This window comes from Streptomyces jeddahensis (assembly GCF_001642995.1).
In the GTDB taxonomy this organism is placed as follows: domain Bacteria; phylum Actinomycetota; class Actinomycetes; order Streptomycetales; family Streptomycetaceae; genus Streptomyces; species Streptomyces jeddahensis.
Window position 1 is genome coordinate 60,756 of sequence record NZ_LOHS01000094.1, and the last position, 18,357, is coordinate 79,112.

12 protein-coding genes and 3 pseudogenes are annotated in these 18,357 nt (G+C 69.5%); 12 read left to right on the forward strand and 3 right to left on the reverse strand.

Translation table 11 applies throughout. The features are described from left to right. Nucleotides 1-134: 134 nt before the first annotated feature. Complete coding sequence (locus tag STSP_RS22120; protein ID WP_067280874.1) at nt 135-731, reverse strand: SACE_7040 family transcriptional regulator; 597 nt, start codon at nt 729-731, stop codon at nt 135-137. A 154-nt stretch (nt 732-885) separates the two neighbouring features. Here STSP_RS22120 and STSP_RS22125 point away from each other — a divergent pair, with 154 nt between their 5' ends. The 8 genes and pseudogenes from STSP_RS22125 (at nt 886) to STSP_RS22160 (ending at nt 11,837) form a co-directional block, all read left to right on the forward strand. After that, nucleotides 886-2,517, forward strand: a complete 1,632-nt coding sequence (locus STSP_RS22125) for a carboxyl transferase domain-containing protein (RefSeq protein ID WP_067280877.1) — start codon at nt 886-888, stop codon at nt 2,515-2,517. An 8-nt stretch (nt 2,518-2,525) separates the two neighbouring features. Beyond that, a pseudogene (locus tag STSP_RS22130) lies at nt 2,526-4,448 on the forward strand (acetyl/propionyl/methylcrotonyl-CoA carboxylase subunit alpha); the annotation flags it as partial. A 176-nt stretch (nt 4,449-4,624) separates the two neighbouring features. After that, entirely contained in the window at nt 4,625-5,569 is a 945-nt protein-coding gene (locus STSP_RS22135) for a hydroxymethylglutaryl-CoA lyase (protein ID WP_067280880.1), read from the forward strand. Nucleotides 5,570-5,597: 28 nt separating this feature from the next. Further along, complete coding sequence (locus STSP_RS22140) at nt 5,598-6,758, forward strand: acyl-CoA dehydrogenase family protein (RefSeq protein WP_067280952.1); 1,161 nt, start codon at nt 5,598-5,600, stop codon at nt 6,756-6,758. Between the two features lie 179 nt (nt 6,759-6,937). Further along, on the forward strand, nt 6,938-7,984 hold the full coding sequence (locus STSP_RS22145; RefSeq protein ID WP_067280882.1) for an ABC transporter substrate-binding protein: 1,047 nt from the start codon (nt 6,938-6,940) through the stop codon (nt 7,982-7,984). A 114-nt stretch (nt 7,985-8,098) separates the two neighbouring features. Further along, the gene (locus STSP_RS22150) at nt 8,099-8,986 is read left to right on the forward strand and encodes a siderophore-interacting protein (protein ID WP_067280884.1); all 888 of its coding nucleotides are present in this window, start codon (nt 8,099-8,101) and stop codon (nt 8,984-8,986) included. 141 nt (nt 8,987-9,127) lie between these two features. After that, nucleotides 9,128-10,570, forward strand: a complete 1,443-nt coding sequence (gene desA, locus STSP_RS22155; protein WP_067280887.1) for a lysine decarboxylase DesA — start codon at nt 9,128-9,130, stop codon at nt 10,568-10,570. Next, entirely contained in the window at nt 10,554-11,837 is a 1,284-nt protein-coding gene (locus tag STSP_RS22160; protein WP_067280890.1) for a lysine N(6)-hydroxylase/L-ornithine N(5)-oxygenase family protein, read from the forward strand. Before desA ends, STSP_RS22160 begins: the two co-directional genes overlap by 17 nt. Here STSP_RS22160 and STSP_RS41285 read toward each other — a convergent pair. Next, nucleotides 11,792-12,064, reverse strand: a pseudogene (locus STSP_RS41285) (hypothetical protein); the annotation flags it as partial. The gene STSP_RS22160 and the pseudogene STSP_RS41285 sit on opposite strands and share 46 nt — an antisense overlap. Between STSP_RS41285 and STSP_RS22165 the strand changes: the two are divergent. Both STSP_RS22165 and STSP_RS22170 read left to right on the forward strand, forming a co-directional pair. Then, a pseudogene (locus STSP_RS22165) lies at nt 11,957-12,487 on the forward strand (GNAT family N-acetyltransferase); the annotation flags it as partial. The pseudogenes STSP_RS41285 and STSP_RS22165 sit on opposite strands and share 108 nt — an antisense overlap. Continuing rightward, the gene (locus STSP_RS22170) at nt 12,484-14,256 is read left to right on the forward strand and encodes an IucA/IucC family protein (RefSeq protein WP_067280892.1); all 1,773 of its coding nucleotides are present in this window, start codon (nt 12,484-12,486) and stop codon (nt 14,254-14,256) included. The pseudogene STSP_RS22165 and the gene STSP_RS22170, both read left to right, overlap by 4 nt. Nucleotides 14,257-14,362: 106 nt before the next feature. Here STSP_RS22170 and STSP_RS22175 read toward each other — a convergent pair whose 3' ends face one another. Further along, nucleotides 14,363-15,928 carry a purple acid phosphatase family protein gene (locus STSP_RS22175; protein WP_067280895.1) on the reverse strand — a complete coding sequence of 522 codons (1,566 nt, stop codon included), beginning with the start codon at nt 15,926-15,928 and terminating at the stop codon, nt 14,363-14,365. Between the two features lie 186 nt (nt 15,929-16,114). Between STSP_RS22175 and STSP_RS22180 the strand changes: the two genes are divergently transcribed. Further along, nucleotides 16,115-16,372, forward strand: a complete 258-nt coding sequence (locus STSP_RS22180; RefSeq protein ID WP_067280905.1) for a hypothetical protein — start codon at nt 16,115-16,117, stop codon at nt 16,370-16,372. An 81-nt stretch (nt 16,373-16,453) separates the two neighbouring features. Beyond that, a complete protein-coding gene (gene glmS, locus STSP_RS22185) occupies nt 16,454-18,271 on the forward strand; it encodes a glutamine--fructose-6-phosphate transaminase (isomerizing) (RefSeq protein WP_067280912.1) in 1,818 nt (605 codons plus the stop codon). Nucleotides 18,272-18,357: the final 86 nt, after the last annotated feature.

The window sequence follows — 18,357 nt, forward strand, 5'->3', positions numbered from 1 at the left end:
CTTCGTTACGGCTCGCGACCATCGGAACCAGCGGACTGGCAAGCAGCAGACACAGGACTAAGCGCTTGCTCAGACTCAGGTTACCGGCCAGTCACCGCGACAGTCCAGAGACGCACGTCACGTAGGAACGGGTCCTACGCCCCACTCCCCGCGGCCGCGAACGCCCCCCGCGCAAGCCGGTGCAGCAGCTGCGCCGTGGCCGCCCGCCCGGGCAGCGCACCCGGGCGGCTCAGATGCGGAGTCGAGTTCAGCAGCCCGAACACCGCGTGCACCGAGGCCCGCGCCGCCGGCTCGGCCAAGTCCGGATAGACCTGCCGGACGACCTCCACCCACAACTCGACGTACTGCCGCTGCAGCTGGCGCACCAGCTTGCGGTCGCTCTCCCGGAGGCGGTCCAGCTCGCGGTCGTGCAGGGTGATCAGAGGGCGGTCGTCGAGCGCGAAGTCGATGTGCCCCTCGATGAGGGAGTCGAGCAGCGCCTCGGGATCCCCGTCGGCCTCGGCGGCGCGCCGCTTACCGCCCGTCAGCAGCTGCCCGCTGATGCCTACGAGCAGCTCGGCGAGCATCGCGTCCTTGCCGGCGAAGTGGCGGTAGAGGCCGGGACCGCTGATGCCCACGGCGGCCCCTATCTCGTCGACGCCGACACCGTGGAAGCCGCGCTCGGCGAAGAGCCGGGCGGCCTCCTTGAGGATCTGCTCGCGCCGGGTGGGGGCGTCGGTTCTGGTGACCATGCAGATAATTCTAGACAGGGAGGTTAGCGGTCGTTAACCTGAGGGAAATGGTTAACGGTCATTAACTTCGGCCACGCGGCTCCAGCGCCTGCACAGGTGGGGCTGCCGGGACGGCCGACCGGCTTCATCGGTACGGGCAAGGGGGCTCGACGCGATGTACGAGGCACCGGAGCTGACGAGCGCGGCAGATCCCGCGTCGGAGGCCTGGCGGGTCAACGAGGCGGCGCACCACGCCCTCGGCGAGGAGCTGCGCTCCCGGCTGGCCGAGGCCAGGCTCGGCGGGGGCGAGCGGGCCCGCGCCCGCCATGTGGCGCGCGGCAAGCTGCTGCCGCGCGACCGCGTGGACACGCTCCTCGACCCGGGCTCGCCGTTCCTGGAGCTGGCCCCGCTGGCGGCGTTCGGGATGTACGGCGGGGACGCTCCGGCGGCGGGCGTGATCGCCGGGATCGGGCGGGTCTCGGGCCGCGAGTGCGTGATCGTCGCGAATGACGCGACGGTCAAGGGCGGCACGTACTACCCGATGACGGTGAAGAAGCACCTGCGCGCCCAGGAGGTGGCCCTGGAGAACCGCCTGCCCTGCGTCTACCTGGTGGATTCGGGCGGCGCCTTCCTGCCCATGCAGGACGAGGTCTTCCCGGACAGGGGGCACTTCGGGCGGATCTTCTACAACCAGGCGCGGATGTCGGGCGCGGGCATCCCGCAGATCGCGGCGGTGCTCGGTTCGTGCACGGCGGGCGGCGCGTATGTGCCCGCGATGAGCGACGAGGCCGTGATCGTCCGCAATCAGGGCACGATCTTCCTGGGCGGCCCGCCGCTGGTGAAGGCGGCGACGGGCGAGGTCGTCACGGCCGAGGAGCTGGGCGGCGGCGAGGTCCACGCGCGCGTCTCGGGTGTGACGGACCATCTGGCGGAGGACGACGCACACGCGCTGCGCATCGTGCGGACCATCGTCTCGACCCTTCCCGCGCGCGGGGAGCTCCCTTGGGCGGTCGAGCCGGCCGTGGAGCCAAAGGTGGACCCGGCCGGGCTGTACGGGGCGGTGCCGGTGGACCCCCGCACCCCCTATGACGTGCGCGAGGTCATCGCGCGCGTGGTCGACGCCTCCCGCTTCGCCGAGTTCAAGGCGGAGTTCGGGCAGACGCTGGTGACCGGGTTCGCGCGGATCCACGGCCATCCGGTGGGGATCGTCGCCAACAACGGCATCCTGTTCTCCGAGTCCGCGCAGAAGGGCGCCCATTTCATCGAGCTGTGCGACCAGCGCGGCATCCCGCTGCTCTTCCTGCAGAACATCTCGGGCTTCATGGTCGGCCGGGACTACGAGGCGGGTGGCATCGCCAAGCACGGCGCCAAGATGGTCACGGCCGTGGCCTGCACGCGCGTCCCGAAGCTGACCGTGGTGATCGGCGGGTCGTACGGCGCGGGCAACTACTCGATGTGCGGACGGGCGTATTCGCCGCGGTTCCTGTGGATGTGGCCGGGCGCCAAGATCTCGGTGATGGGCGGCGAGCAGGCGGCCTCCGTGCTGGCGACCGTCAAGCGGGACCAGCTGGAGGCACGGGGCGAGGAGTGGCCCGCCGAGGACGAGGAGTCCTTCAAGGCCCCGATCCGTGCGCAGTACGAGTCGCAGGGGAATGCCTACTACGCGACGGCGCGGCTGTGGGACGACGGCGTGATCGACCCGCTGGAGACCCGGCAGGTGCTGGGGCTGGCCCTGACCGCCTGTGCCAACGCCCCGCTTCCCGAGAGGGACTCGACCGCCGCCGGCTTCGGCGTCTTCCGGATGTGAGGGTGGGAATGTTCGACACGGTTCTTGTGGCCAACCGGGGCGAGATCGCCGTCCGCGTCATCCGCACGCTCCGCGCCCTCGGAGTGCGCTCGGTGGCGGTCTTCAGCGACGCGGACGCGGGCGCCCGGCACGTACGGGAGGCGGACACGGCCGTACGGATCGGTCCGCCGCCCGCGGCGGAGAGCTATCTGTCGGTGGAGCGGCTGCTGGAGGCGGCGGCGCGGACCGGGGCACAGGCGGTCCACCCGGGATACGGATTCCTCGCCGAGAACGCGGGCTTCGCGCGGGCCTGCGAGGACGCCGGTCTGGTCTTCATCGGGCCGTCGGCCTCCGCGATCGAGCTGATGGGCGACAAGATCCGCGCCAAGGAGACCGTGCAGGCGGCCGGGGTGCCGGTCGTGCCCGGCTCGTCGGGCAGCGGCCTCACGGACGCCCAACTCGCCGAGGCCGCCCGCGAGATCGGGCTGCCGGTACTGCTGAAGCCGTCGGCGGGCGGCGGCGGCAAGGGCATGCGTCTCACCCGCGTCGAGTCCGCGTTGCTGGACGAGATCGCGGCCGCCAGACGCGAGGCCCGCGCCTCCTTCGGTGACGACACGCTGCTCGTGGAGCGCTGGATCGACCGGCCCCGGCACATCGAGATCCAGGTCCTGGCGGACGCACACGGCCATGTGATCCATCTCGGCGAGCGCGAGTGCTCGCTGCAGCGACGCCATCAGAAGATCATCGAGGAGGCGCCGTCCGTCCTCCTGGACGAGAAGACCCGCGCGGCGATGGGCGAGGCGGCCGTCCAGGCGGCCCGGTCCTGCGGGTACCGGGGCGCGGGCACGGTCGAGTTCATCGTCCCGGGCGGCGACCCGTCCGCGTACTACTTCATGGAGATGAACACCCGGCTCCAGGTCGAGCACCCGGTGACGGAGCTGATCACGGGCCTGGACCTGGTCGAGTGGCAGCTGCGGATCGCGGCGGGCGAGCATCTGCCCTACGCGCAGGAGGACATCAGGCTCGACGGGCATGCGATCGAGGCCCGTATCTGTGCCGAGGACCCGTCCCGCGGCTTCCTGCCCTCCGGCGGCACGGTCCTCGCACTGCACGAGCCCCAGGGCGACGGGGTGCGCACCGACTCGGGGCTCAGCGAGGGCACGGAGGTCGGCAGCCTCTACGACCCGATGCTGTCGAAGGTCATCGCGCACGGACCCGACCGCGCCACGGCACTGCGCAGGCTGCGGGCCGCCCTGTCCGGCACGGTCACGCTGGGCGTGCAGACGAACGCCGGGTTCCTGCGCCGGCTGCTGGCCCATCCGGCCGTCGTCGAGGGCGACCTGGACACCGGGCTGGTGGAGCGCGAGATCGACGCACTCGTGGACCAGTCGGTGCCCGACGAGGTGTATGAGGCCGCGGCGGCGGTACGGCAGGCGGCGCTGGAGCCCGGGGGCGGAGGCTGGACCGACCCGTTCTCGGTGCCGAGCGGGTGGCGGCTCGGCAGTGCACCGGCCCCGGTCAGGCACTGGCTGCGGATCCCGGGCCTGGACCCCGTCGAGTACGTCGCCCGGGGCGCCCACACCGTCGAGCCCGACCGCGTCACGGTCACGCTCGACGGCATCCGGCACCCCTTCCACCGGGCGGGCGACTGGCTGGGCCGCGACGGGGACGCCTGGCACGTGCGGGACCACGACCCGGTGGCTGCCGCGCTCATCGGCGCGGCCCGCTCGGGAGCGGACTCCCTCACGGCACCCATGCCGGGCACGGTCACGGTGGTGAAGGTCGCCGTCGGCGACGAGGTGACCGCGGGCCAGAGCCTGCTGGTGGTCGAGGCGATGAAGATGGAGCACGTCATCTCCGCCCCGCACGCCGGCACCGTCGTGGAGCTGGACGTCACTCCCGGCTCGACCGTCGCCATGGACCAAGTGCTGGCCGTGGTCGACCCGCACGAGCTGCCTGATCACGGCCCGTCCGCCGAGGAACCGCCCCCGCCCGCGGCGCCGCCCGGGGCCACCGAGACGGGGCCCCTGGGCGACTCGTCCGCCCCCGAGAAGCCGCCCCAGACGTCATCGGCACCCGAGAAGTCACCCGCACCCCAGACGTCATCGGCTCCCGAGGAGGTGGCGCCATGACCGCAGCCGGACTGCCCATGGCCGTCCCGGCCCAGGACCTGCCCGCGCGGGTGCGGATCCACGAGGTCGGCGCGCGCGACGGGCTGCAGAACGAGAAGTCCGCCGTGCCCACCGAGATCAAGGCGGACTTCATCCGCCGGCTCGCGGAGTCGGGCCTCACCACCATCGAGGCGACCAGCTTCGTGCACCCGAAGTGGGTGCCCCAACTGGCCGACGCCGAGCAGCTGTTCCCTCGCGTACGGGACCTGGAAGGCGTCGCCCTGCCCGTGCTCGTGCCGAACGAGCGCGGCCTCGACCGGGCCCTCGCACTCGGCGCCCGCCGTATCGCCGTGTTCGCCAGCGCCACCGAGTCCTTCGCCAAGGCCAATCTGAACCGGACGGTGGACGAGTCCCTGGCCATGTTCGAGCCGGTCGTGGCCCGCGCGAAAGAGGAGAAGATCCACGTCCGGGGCTATCTGTCGATGTGCTTCGGCGACCCCTGGGAGGGCCCGGTGCCCATCGCCCAGGTCGTACGGGTCTGCCGCGCCCTGCTCGACATGGGGTGTCACGAGCTGAGCCTCGGCGACACCATCGGCGTGGCCACACCGGGCCATGTGCAGGCACTGCTGGCCGCGCTGAACGAGTCCGGCGTGCCCACGGACGCGCTCGGTGTGCACTTCCACGACACCTACGGCCAGGCCCTCGCCAACACGCTGGCCGCGCTGCAGCACGGCGTCACCACCGTCGACGCCTCCGCGGGCGGCCTCGGCGGCTGCCCGTACGCGAAGAGCGCCACCGGGAACCTCGCCACCGAGGACCTGGTGTGGATGCTTCACGGCCTCGGGATCGAGACCGGGGTCGACCTCGGCCGTCTGGTCGCCACGAGCGTCTGGATGGCCGCCCACCTCAGCCGGCCCAGCCCGTCCCGGACGGTGCGCGCCCTCTCCCACAAGGAGTCCTAGCCATGCTCAAGGAGTCCCAGCCATGACGATCGACCACCGGCTGTCACCGGAACACGAGGAACTCCGCCGCACGGTCGAGGAGTTCGCGCACGACGTCGTCGCCCCGAAGATCGGCGACTTCTACGAGCGGCACGAGTTCCCGTACGAGATCGTGCGGGAGATGGGCCGCATGGGCCTGTTCGGCCTGCCGTTCCCGGAGGAGTACGGCGGGATGGGCGGCGATTATCTGGCACTCGGCATCGCGCTCGAGGAGCTGGCCCGCGTCGACTCGTCCGTCGCCATCACACTCGAGGCGGGCGTCTCGCTGGGCGCGATGCCGGTTTTCCGCTACGGCACCGAGGCGCAGAAACAGGAGTGGCTGCCCCGGCTCTGCTCGGGCGAGATCCTGGGCGCCTTCGGGCTGACCGAGCCTGACGGCGGCTCGGACGCGAGCGCGACGCGCACCACGGCCGTCCTGGACAAGACGGCGGACGAATGGGTCATCAACGGCACGAAGTGCTTCATCACCAACTCGGGGACGGACATCACGGGCCTGGTCACGGTCACCGCCGTCACCGGCCGCGCAGACGACGGCAAGCCGCTGATCTCGTCGATCATCGTGCCGTCGGGCACTCCGGGCTTCACGGTGGCACCGCCGTACTCGAAGGTCGGCTGGAACGCGTCGGACACCCGGGAGCTGTCGTTCGACGACGTACGGGTCCCGGCCGCGAACCTGCTGGGTGAACTCGGCCGCGGATACGCCCAGTTCCTGCGGATCCTCGACGAGGGCCGCATCGCCATCTCGGCGCTGGCGACGGGCCTGGCGCAGGGCTGCGTGGACGAGTCCGTCAAGTACGCGAAGGAGCGCCACGCCTTCGGGCGCCCGATCGGCGCCAACCAGGCCATCCAGTTCAAGATCGCCGACATGGAGATGAAGGCCCACACGGCCCGGCTCGCCTGGCGGGACGCGGCATCGCGTCTGATCAGCGGCGAGCCGTTCAAGAAGGAGGCCGCCCTGGCCAAGCTCTACTCGTCGACGGTCGCCGTGGACAACGCCCGCGAGGCGACCCAGATCCACGGCGGCTACGGCTTCATGAACGATTATCCGGTGGCCCGTATGTGGCGGGACTCCAAGATCCTGGAGATCGGCGAGGGGACGAGCGAGGTCCAGCGCTTGCTGATCGCCCGTGAGCTGGGGCTTGTGGGCTGACACCGAGAGCCGGGCACCCCGCCTGAGGCCGGGCACCCCGGCCGCTCATAGCCGACTGCCGGCGAGGCCGGGCTCACGGGACGGAAGCGCCCCCACCCTCTGGACAAGTAATGAGGTTAGGCTAACCTACCTTCGACCTTGTCCAGGGGCGCCATGCCCGTCACGAAAGCAGCCCATCCATGCCCAACGCCCGTGCCTCCCACCTCTCCCGTCGCGGCATCCTCGCCGCAGGCGGCGCCCTCGGTATCGGCGCCCTGCTGACCGCTTGCGGCGACACCGACGCGAAGAGCGGCGGCTCGGACGCTTCAGCCGAGGCCACGAAGTCCGGCCCCTGGACCTTCAAGGACGACCGCGGCGAGACGGTGAAGCTGGACAAGACCCCGGCGAACATCGTCGCGTTCACCGGTGTCGCGGCCGCCCTCTACGACTACGGCATCGAGGTCAAGGGCGTCTTCGGCCCGACCACGACCCAGGACGGCAGGGCCGACGTCCAGGCCGGCGACATGGACGTCAGCAAGCTGACCGTCATCGGCAACACCTGGGGCGAGTTCAACATCGAGAAGTACGCGGGCCTCTCCCCCGACGTGCTGATCTCCACGATGTTCGACGACGCGGGCACCCTCTGGTACGTCCCCGAGGAGTCCGCGTCCAAGATCCTCAAGCTGGCCCCGAGCGTCGGCATCTCCGTCTACGACCGTCAGATGGACAAGCCGCTGCAGCGCATGTTCGCCCTGGCCGAGTCGCTCGGCGCCGACGTGACGTCGGAGAAGGTCACCGCGGCGAAGAAGCGCTTCGAGGACGCGGCCGCACGGCTCCGCAAGGCCGCCAAGGCGCACCCCGACATCAAGGTGCTGGCCGGTTCCGCAAGCCAGGACATCTTCTACGTCTCCGGCTCGAACCTCTCCATCGACCTGGAGTACTTCAAGGCGCTCGGCGTGAACATCGTCGAGCCGTCGGCGAAGGCCCTGAAGGCCAGCGGCGGCTGGTTCGAGAGCCTGAGCTGGGAGAACGTCGACAAGTACAAGGCCGACATCATCATCATGGACGACCGCACGCAGGCCATCCAGCCGGCCGACATCACCGAGGCGACCTGGAAGAAGCTGCCCGCCGTCAAGGCCGGCCAGGTCATCGCCCGTACGCCGGAGCCGATCCTGTCCTACGACAAGTGCGCGCCGATCCTCGAGAACCTCGCCGAGGCCATCGAGACGGCGAAGAAGGTCAGCTGACCGCCCGAGCCGACCGGTCAGCCGACACCGTCCGAAGGGCCGGCTGACCCACTCGGTCCGAGCAGTCCGACGAACACACCTCAATAGCCCTCATCGACGCTCCAGGAGCCAGAGATGACGACAGCCGTGGCCGCCCCGTTCCGTTTCTTCGCACTGCACGTCGTACGGACGAGGCGGCTCGGCCCGTCCATGGTCCGTGTCACGTTCACCGGGCGCGAGGCGCACGCCTTCGCCTCCGGTGGCCGCGACCAGAGCCTCTCGCTCTTCCTGCCGCACCCGGGCCAGACCGAGCCCGTGCTCCCACTCGAGGCGGGCGACAACTGGTGGCACGCCTGGCGTGAACTGCCCGACGACGTACGGGCGGTGATGCGGTCGTACACGGTGCGCGCCCAGCGACGCACGCCTGACGGTGTCGACGAGATCGACATCGATTTCGCGCTGCACGGGGTGGAGCCAGGGGCCGCCACCCCGGCCGGCCCCGCCTCGCGCTGGGCGGCCGGCGCCCGGGCCGGTGACCGCGTCCTGGTCCTCGGCCCGGCGATCGCCGACAACACGGCGGTACGTTTCCGTCCGCCCGCCGACACCGACCTGGTCGTGATGTGGGCGGACGAGACGGCCCTGCCCGCGGCCTCGGCCATCCTGGAGTGGCTGCCGCCGGGCACCCGGGCCCGCGTCTGGCTGGAGGTCCAGCACGCCGCAGACCGCCTGGAGTTGACTACCCCGGCCGATGCGGACATCACCTGGCTCGTGCGCGACGAGCACGGCACGGGGGGCGAGGCGACCGGCGGCGTCGAGGGGTCCCCCATGGCCCTCGACGCCCTCCGGGCCGCTCAACTCCCCGATGCGACCGCCCCGTACGCCTGGATCGCGGGTGAGTCAGGGTGCGTGAAGGCGCTGCGCCGCCATCTGGTGCGGGAGCGCGCGTTCGACCGCAAGCGCGTCACCTTCGTCGGCTACTGGCGCCGCGGTCTGACGGAGGAACAGCTGCGCGAGCAGGCGTAGTCGCGTCAAATCCCCATCCAGCCACAGGAATACATCGCAAAAGAGACAGGTGAGGCAGGGTCGCGCGTCTGAATTAGGTTAGGCTAACCTAAGTCCGTCGTCGCGACCCTTCCCTTGTCCTGAGCCGTCCGGAGGACCCCCATGCGCTCGCACCTGCTCAATGACACGACCGCGGAGCGGTACCGCCGCTCCGTGACCGAAGGAGTCGAGCGGGTGGCGGCCAAACTCGCCACCACCGACCGGCCGTTCACCGGCGTCACCGTCGACACCCTCACCCCCGTCATCGAGAAAATCGACCTGGACCGGCCGCTGGGCGACACGACCGCGGTCCTCGACGAGCTCGAAGAGGTCTACCTCCGCGACGCTGTCTACTTCCACCACCCGCGCTACCTCGCGCACCTCAACTGCCCGGTCGTCATCCCGGCCGTGCTCGGCGAGGCCGTCCTGTCCGCGGTCAACTCGTCCCTCGACACTTGGGACCAGTCGGCCGGCGGCACCCTCATCGAACGCAAGCTCATCGACTGGACCGCCGAGCGGATTGGTCTCGGCCCGGCCGCCGACGGCGTGTTCACCAGCGGCGGTACGCAGTCCAACCTCCAGGCGTTGCTCCTGGCCCGCGAGGAGGCCAAGGCCCACGACACCGCCCGGCTGCGCATCTTCGCCTCCGAGGTCAGCCACTTCAGCGTCAAGAAGTCCGCGAAACTCCTCGGCCTGAGCGCCGACTCGGTCGTCTCCCTCCCCTGCGACCAGAACAAGCGCATGCACACGGTCGCGCTCGCCCACGAGCTGGAGCGCTGCATCCACGACGGCCTGGTCCCCATGGCCGTCGTCGCCACCGCGGGCACCACCGACTTCGGCTCGATCGACCCGCTGCCGGAGATCGCTGAGCTGTGCGCCCAGTACGGCACGTGGATGCACGTCGACGCTGCGTACGGCTGCGGGCTGCTGGTGTCGAAGACCCGCCGCGACCTCCTCGACGGCATCGAGCGCGCCGACTCCGTCACCGTCGACTACCACAAGTCCTTCTTCCAGCCCGTGAGTTCGAGCGCCGTCCTGGTGCGGGACGCGGCCACGCTGCGCCACGCCACGTACCACGCGGACTACCTCAACCCGCGCCGCATGGTGGAGGAACGAATCCCCAACCAGGTGGACAAGTCCCTGCAGACCACCCGCCGCTTCGACGCGCTCAAGCTGTGGATGACGCTGCGCGTGATGGGCGCCGACGGGGTCGGCGAGCTCTTCGACGAGGTCTGCGACCTGGCCGCCGAGGGCTGGAAACTGCTGGCCGCCGACCCGCGCTTCGACGTCGTGGTCCAGCCCCAGCTGTCCACGCTCGTCTTCCGCTGTATTCCGGCCTCCGTCACCGACCCGGCCGAGATCGACCGCGCCAACCTGTACGCCCGCAAGGCGCTGTTCGCCTCCGGCGACGCGATCGTCGCGGGCACCACGGTGGGCGGCCGCCACTACCTGAAGTTCACCCTGCTCAACCCCGAGACGACGGTCACCGACATCGCGGCCGTCCTCGATCTGATCGCCGGCCACGCCGAGCAGTACCTGGGAGAGTCCCTTGACCGCGCTTCCTGAGCCCAGCCCCCACGTCCACGATTTCGTGGGGATCGGCCTCGGCCCCTTCAATCTCGGCCTGGCCTGCCTCACCGAGCCCATCGACGAGCTCGACGGAGTGTTCCTGGAGTCCAAGCCGCACTTCGAGTGGCACTCGGGGATGTTCCTCGACGGCGCCCACCTCCAGACGCCGTTCATGTCGGACCTGGTTACCCTCGCCGACCCGACCTCGCCCTACTCCTTCCTCAACTACCTGAAGGAATCGGGCCGCCTGTACTCCTTCTACATCCGCGAGAACTTCTACCCGCTGCGCGTCGAGTACGACGACTACTGCCGCTGGGCCGCCTCGAAGCTCTCCTCCATCCGCTTCAACACGACGGTGACCGAGGTCGCCTACGAGGACGAGGGCAAGGTCTACGTCGTACGGACGGCAGGCGGCGAGACGTACTACGGCCGCCGGCTCGTCCTCGGCACCGGAACCCCGCCGTACATCCCGGAGGCCTGCCAGGGACTGGGCGGCGACTTCATCCACAACTCCCGCTATCTGCAGAACAAGCAGGAGCTGCAGCGCAAGGAGTCGATCACGCTGGTCGGCAGCGGCCAGTCCGCCGCCGAGATCTACTACGACCTGCTGAGCGAGATCGACGTCCACGGCTACCGGCTGAACTGGGTCACCCGCTCCCCGCGCTTCTTCCCGCTGGAGTACACCAAGCTCACGCTGGAGATGACCTCTCCGGAGTACGTCGACTACTTCCACGCGCTGCCCGAGGACACCCGCTACCGCCTCGAGACGCAGCAGAGGGGCCTGTTCAAGGGCATCGACGGCGATCTCATCAACGAGATCTTCGACCTGCTGTACCAGAAGAGCCTCGGCGGCCCGGTCCCCACCAGGCTCCTCACCAACTCGGCGCTGCACACCGCGGCCTACGAGGACGGCACGTACACCCTCGGCCTGCGCCAGGAGGAGCAGGGCAAGGACTACGAGATCCGCACCGAGGGCCTGATCCTGGCCACCGGCTACAAGTACGCGACGCCGGCGTTCCTGGAGCCCGTGCGCGACCGCGTCCGCTGGGACTCCCGCGGCCGCTTCGACGTCGCCCGCAACTACTCCATCGACACCACCGGCCGCGGGATCTTCCTGCAGAACGCGGGCGTGCACACGCACAGCATCACGAGCCCGGACCTCGGCATGGGCCCCTACCGCAACAGCTACATCATCAGCGAGTTGCTGGGCCGCGAGTACTACCCCGTCGAGAAGACCATCGCGTTCCAGGAGTTCGCCGTATGAGCCGCACGAGCCACACCGCCCGCACACACGACCTCGGCACGTTCAGCGTCCGGCCGATGGACCCGCTGGCCGACGCCGAACTGGTGCACGGCTGGGTCACGCACCCCAAGGCCGCTTTCTGGCTGATGCAGGACGCGAAACTGCAGGACGTGGAGCGCGAGTACATGGCCATCGCGGCCGCCGAGCACCACGACGCGTTCATCGGCCTGCACAACGGCGAGCCCGCGTTCCTGATGGAGCGCTACGACCCGGCGCACGTCGAGCTCGTCGGCCTGTACGAGCCGCAGCCGGGCGACACCGGCATGCACTTCCTGGTCGCGCCGACGGACACGCCCCTGCACGGCTTCACCCGGGCCGTGATCACCGCGGTGATGGAGCACCTGTTCGCCGACCCGGCGACGGAGCGCGTCGTCGTCGAACCCGACGTACGCAACAAGGCCGTGCATGCGCTGAACGAGGCCGTCGGATTTGAAGCCGAACGCGAGATCCAGAAGCCCGAGAAGAAGGCGCTGCTGAGCTTCTGCACACGCGCGCAGTTCGAGGCAGCGGTCGTACGAGAAGCAGCAGCACGAGAAGCAGCAGTACGCGAGGCCGCACGTGCGGGTGCCCAGGCGTCCGCACCGGCTGACGCACAAGGAGTGGCCATATGACCCTGTCCGACGCCGTGGCGCACCTGTCCCCCGAGCGCTGGGCAGGGGCCAACCGCCTCCTCGTCCGCAAAGCGCTCGCCGAGTTCGCCCACGAGCGGCTCTTCACGCCGGAGCCGCTGGGCGACGACCGGTACGCCGTCCGAAGCGACGACGGCACGGTCGAGTACCGCTTCACGGCCCGCCGGCTGCGCCTGGACCACTGGCAGGTGTTCCCGGAGTCCATCACCCGCCACCGGGGTGGCACGGAACTCCCGCTGCACGCCCTGGAGTTCTTCATCGAGCTGAAGGACTCGCTCGGCCTGAGCGACGCCATCCTGCCGGTCTATCTGGAGGAGATCTCCTCCACGCTCTCCGGCACCTGCTACAAGCTCACCAAGCCGACCGTCCCGGCGGCCGAGCTGGCACGCGCGGACTTCCAGGCCATCGAGACGGGCATGACCGAGGGCCACCCCTGTTTCGTCGCGAACAACGGCCGGCTCGGCTTCGGCGTACACGAGTACCTGTCGTACGCGCCGGAGACCGCGAGCCCCGTCCGGCTGGTGTGGCTCGCCGCCCCCCGCTCGCGGGCCGCTTTCACGGCGGGCGTCGGCCTCGACTACGAGTCGCTGCTGCGGTCGGAGCTCGGCGAGGAGACGCTGAAGCGGTTCGCGCAGACGCTCACGGACCAGGGGCTCGACCCGGACGACTACCTCCTCATCCCCGTCCACCCCTGGCAGTGGTGGAACAAGCTCTCGGTGACGTTCGCCGCCGAGATCGCCCAGCACCACCTCGTGTGCCTCGGCGAGGGCGACGACGAGTACCTGGCCCAGCAGTCGATCCGTACGTTCTTCAACACGAGCGACCCGGCCAAGCACTATGTGAAAACCGCCCTGTCGGTGCTCAACATGGGCTTCATGCGCGGGCTCTCGGCCGCGTACATGGAGGCGACCCCGGCGATCAACGACTGGCTGGCGGGCCTCATCGACAGCGACGAAGTGCTGAAGTCCACCGGCCTGTCGGTCATCCGCGAGCGCGCCGCCGTCGGCTACCGGCACCTGGAGTACGAGGCCGCGACCGACCGCTACTCGCCGTACCGCAAGATGCTCGCCGCGCTGTGGCGCGAGAGCCCCGTGCCGTCCCTGCAGGAGGGCGAACGGCTCGCGACCATGGCGTCACTGCTGCACACCGACCGCGAGGGCGCCTCCTTCGCGGCCGCGCTGATCGAGCAGTCCGGCCTGACGCCCACGGAGTGGCTGAAGCACTATCTGCGCGCCTACCTCACCCCGCTGCTGCACAGCTTCTACGCGTACGACCTGGTGTTCATGCCGCACGGCGAGAACGTGATCCTGGTCCTGAAGGACGGCGTCGTGCAGCGGGCGGTCTTCAAGGACATCGCCGAGGAGATCGCGGTCATGGATCCGGACGCGGTGCTGCCGCCCGCGGTCGAGCGGATCCGGGTCGAGGTCCCCGAGGACAAGAAGCTGCTGTCGATCTTCACCGACGTCTTCGACTGCTTCTTCCGCTTCCTGGCCGCGAACCTCGTCACGGAGGGCGTGCTGGACGAGGACACGTTCTGGACGGCCGTCGCCGACTGCGTACGGGACTACCAGGAGTCCACGCCCGAACTCGCCGACAAATTCCGGCAGTACGACATGTTCGCGCCCGAGTTCGCCCTGTCCTGCCTCAACCGGCTGCAGCTGCGCAACAACGCGCAGATGGTCGACCTGGCCGATCCGTCGGGGGCGCTCCAGCTCGTGGGCGATCTGAAGAACCCCATAGCGGGCCTCTGAAGAACCCATGGCGGGGCTTCTGAAGAACCCCATATCCGGCCTGTGACGGCCCATGAACGGGCGGGCGCCCCTGGAGTACGGTCCTCCGGGGGCGCCCGTCGTGGGGCTACTTGGCCCTGCGCGCCACCGTGAAGTGGTCGATCCGGTCACCCGTCTCGGCGATGCCCTGGACCTTCAGCGTGGTGTAGCGGCCCTTGGGCGCGGGGGTGACGTCCACGCGCAGGAACGAGTAGTTCAGGTAGCGCACCCGGGACCACGCGACCGTCTCGTTCTGCTTGCCGTCCTTGAGGTTGACGAACGAGGCCACGGAGTCGACCTCGTGCTCGTGCCCCTCGTACGAGTCCGGGGCGCTGAACGCGTACAGGCTGCGGCCCGCCGCCCCCGCCGTCACGTACACCACGCCCTCGGTCTCGGGGTACGCCGTACCGCCGATAGGCAGCTTCTTGGCGACCTCGTCGCCCTTGATGACGTCGGTGCGCTCGTACTGGTGGTTGTGGCCGTTGATCACCAGGTCGACGGTGTACTTCTCGAACAGCGGCACCCACTCCTGGCGCACGCCCCCCTCGGAGGCGTGGGCGGTGGAGGTGCAGTACGCGCAGTGGTGGAAGAAGACGACGATGAAGTCGATGTCGTCCGACGTCCGGAACTTCTTCAGCTGGGCCTCGAACCACTTCGTCTGGGTGCCGCCGGAGATACCGAGGTTGGCCGGGATCTCGTAGGAGACGTCGTTGGGGTCCAGCGAGATGATCGCCGTGTTGCCGTAGACGAAGGAGTAGACGCCCGGCAGGTTCTGCTTGTCGGGGCCGTTGTCGGGGAGCGTGAAGCGCGCCTCCTCGCCGCCGTAGCCGTTGGGCGAGTACCAGGCCTCCATGTCGTGGTTGCCGTACGAGACCATCCACGGGACGGACTTGGCGACCGACTCGGTCTGGTACAGGAACTGGTCCCAGGTGCGCGAGTCGAAGCCGGTGTCGGTGGACTTGCCCTGACCGGCCGGGTCGCCGTAGGCGATGTCGCCGGCGTGCAGATGGAAGACCGGGTTCTGGCCGAGGATCAGGCTGTCGTTGGCGAGCGCGTGGTAGCTGACGCCCTGGTCGCCGAAGGCCGTGAAGGTGAACGGCTTCGCGGTGGCGGGGGCGGTGGTGAAGGTGCCGAGGGTGCCGAGCAGGTGCGGCTCGGCCGGGTCGAAGCCCGCGTGGCCGACGCCGTAGTGGTACGTCATGCCGGGCCGCAGGTTCGCGAGCTTGGCGTGCAGGTAGTACTGCGTGTGGTCGCCGCTGGCGCCGACGCCGGCCGGGGTGTACAGGGTGCGGACCTCGGCCTCGATCTTGCGGGAGAGGTCCCAGGGGTGGGCGCCGATCCGGATGAAGGGGTTCTTCACCGCGACCGGGACCTGCCAGGAGACGGTGATCTCCGTGCGCGGGTCGTTGCCGTAGGCGAGGTGGCGGCCGAAGGGGGCGACGAGGGCGCCGTCGACCGTCTCGGTCTCGGGGGCGGTGCGCTGCGTCGGGACTGCGGCCTGGGCAGTGGCACCCGTCACGAACGCGCCACCCGTGACGGCACCCAGCGTGACGGCGCCGCCTCTGATCATCGAGCGCCGCGAGAATCTGGCGCGCAGGTATTCGTGCTGCTCGGCCATGCTCATGCGCTCGGCCAGCTTCTCGGGTACTCCCATGCGAGGAATGTCCATGGCGACTGAAACTCGTCTCCCGAGACGACCAGTCGCCGGACGCCCGGTGGACGGCTCACGAACAGGCGCTCATGAGAGTTCCAATGTTTCTCAAAGGAGTTTCAACACATCGCTGCCCGATATCGGGCAGGATTCTTGCGAAAGCGTCGCCGATACCCCAAGATCTACCGGGTGCACGACGAACTTGTTGATCATCTGACGCGGTCCACGCCCCTCAACCGGGGCGAGGCGCTGCGCGTGATCCAGGACGTGCTCGCCTACTTCGACGAGACGACCGAGGAATACGTCCGTCGCCGCCACCGTGAGCTGCAGGCACAGGGCCTGGTGAACGCGGCGATCTTCGAACAGATCGAGGCGGACCTGAAGTACCGCGCCGTGGCACCGCCCGAGCTCACGCTCAGGCAGCTGCGGCGCATCGTCTACGGCTGACACCGTCCTGCGGCTGACACCGCCTACGGATCGGCGCGGGCGACAACTACATCGACACGGGGAAACAGAGGGACGACTTATATGTGCGGAATCGTCGGATACATCGGGAAGCGTGACGTGGCACCGCTGCTGCTCGAGGGCCTGCAGCGGCTGGAGTACCGGGGCTACGACTCGGCGGGCATCGTCGTGACATCCCCCAAGACGGCCGGCCTGAAGATGGTCAAGGCCAAGGGCCGCGTCCGCGACCTGGAGGCCAAGGTCCCGGCCCGCTTCAAGGGCACGGTCGGCATCGCCCACACCCGCTGGGCCACGCACGGCGCCCCCTCCGACGAGAACGCGCACCCCCACATGGACGCCGAGGGCAAGGTCGCCGTCGTCCACAACGGCATCATCGACAACGCCTCCGAGCTGCGCGCCAAGCTGACCGCCGACGGTGTGGAGTTCCTCTCCGAGACCGACACCGAGGTCGTCACGCACCTCATCGCCCGCTCCCAGGCCGAAAAGCTCGAGGACAAGGTCCGCGACGCCCTCCGCCTGATCGAGGGCACGTACGGCATCGCGGTCCTGCACGCCGACTTCTCCGACCGCATCGTCGTGGCCCGTAACGGCTCCCCGGTCGTGCTCGGCATCGGCGAGAAGGAGATGTTCGTCGCATCGGACGTCGCCGCGCTGGTCGCTCACACGCGCCAGATCGTCACCCTCGACGACGGCGAGATGGCCACGCTGAAGGCCGACGACTTCCGCACGTACACCACCGAGGGCACCCGTACGACCGCCTCGCCGACCACGGTCGAGTGGGAGGCCGAGTCGTACGACATGGGCGGCCACGACACGTACATGCACAAGGAGATCCACGAGCAGGTCGACGCCGTGGACCGGGTGCTGCGCGGCCGCATCGACGACCGGTTCTCCACCGTGCACCTGGGCGGCCTCAACCTGGACGCCCGCGAGGCGCGCGCCGTGCGCCGCGTGAAGATCCTCGGCTGCGGCACCTCCTACCACGCGGGCATGATCGGCGCCCAGATGATCGAGGAGCTGGCCCGCATCCCCGCCGACGCCGAGCCGGCCTCCGAGTTCCGCTACCGCAACGCCGTCGTCGACCCCGACACGCTCTACATCGCGGTCTCGCAGTCCGGTGAGACGTACGACGTGCTGGCCGCCGTGCAGGAGCTCAAGCGCAAGGGCGCCCGCGTCCTCGGCGTGGTGAACGTCGTCGGCTCCGCCATCGCCCGCGAGGCCGACGGCGGCATGTACGTGCACGCGGGCCCCGAGGTCTGCGTCGTGTCCACCAAGTGCTTCACCAACACCACCGTCGCCTTCGCGCTGCTCGCCCTGCACCTCGGCCGCACCCGCGACCTGTCCGTGTCCGACGGCAAGCGGATCATCGCGGGCCTGCGCAAACTGCCCGCGCAGATCGCCGAGATCCTCGAGCAGGAGGACGAGATCAAGAAGCTGGCCGACGAGTACGCCGACGCCAAGTCGATGCTGTTCATCGGCCGCGTGCGCGGCTACCCGGTGGCCCGCGAGGCCTCCCTGAAGCTCAAGGAGGTCTCGTACATCCACGCTGAGGCCTATCCCGCATCGGAGTTGAAGCACGGCCCGCTCGCGCTCATCGAGCCCGCGCTGCCCACCGTCGCGATCGTCCCGGACGACGACCTGCTGGAGAAGAACCGCGCCGCGCTGGAGGAGATCAAGGCACGCAGCGGCCGCATCCTCGCGGTCGCGCACCAGGAGCAGGAGAAGGCCGACCGCACGATCGTGGTCCCGAAGAACGAGGACGAGCTGGACCCGATCCTGATGGGCATCCCGCTGCAACTCCTCGCGTACCACACGGCCTTGGCCCTGGGCCGGGACATCGACAAGCCGCGGAACCTGGCGAAGTCGGTGACGGTGGAGTAGTCACCGTCGCGCGCCCGTGCACGTGAACGACCCCCTGTGTGTGCCACCAAGCACACAGGGGGTCGCTCCTTTCGTGGCCGGGGCTG

Bases quoted from the DNA above. Each gene is read 5' to 3' on its own strand.
- STSP_RS22135 (WP_067280880.1), top strand. From the start codon at position 4,625: ATGACCGCAGCCGGACTGCCCATGGCCGTCCCGGCCCAGGACCTGCCC.
- STSP_RS22150 (WP_067280884.1), top strand. From the start codon at position 8,099: ATGACGACAGCCGTGGCCGCCCCGTTCCGTTTCTTCGCACTGCACGTC.
- STSP_RS22125 (WP_067280877.1), top strand. From the start codon at position 886: ATGTACGAGGCACCGGAGCTGACGAGCGCGGCAGATCCCGCGTCGGAG.
- STSP_RS22145 (WP_067280882.1), top strand. From the start codon at position 6,938: ATGCCCAACGCCCGTGCCTCCCACCTCTCCCGTCGCGGCATCCTCGCC.
- STSP_RS22170 (WP_067280892.1), top strand. From the start codon at position 12,484: ATGACCCTGTCCGACGCCGTGGCGCACCTGTCCCCCGAGCGCTGGGCA.
- STSP_RS22120 (WP_067280874.1), bottom strand. From the start codon at position 731: ATGGTCACCAGAACCGACGCCCCCACCCGGCGCGAGCAGATCCTCAAG.
- desA (WP_067280887.1), top strand. From the start codon at position 9,128: ATGCGCTCGCACCTGCTCAATGACACGACCGCGGAGCGGTACCGCCGC.
- glmS (WP_067280912.1), top strand. From the start codon at position 16,454: ATGTGCGGAATCGTCGGATACATCGGGAAGCGTGACGTGGCACCGCTG.
- STSP_RS22175 (WP_067280895.1), bottom strand. From the start codon at position 15,928: ATGGGAGTACCCGAGAAGCTGGCCGAGCGCATGAGCATGGCCGAGCAG.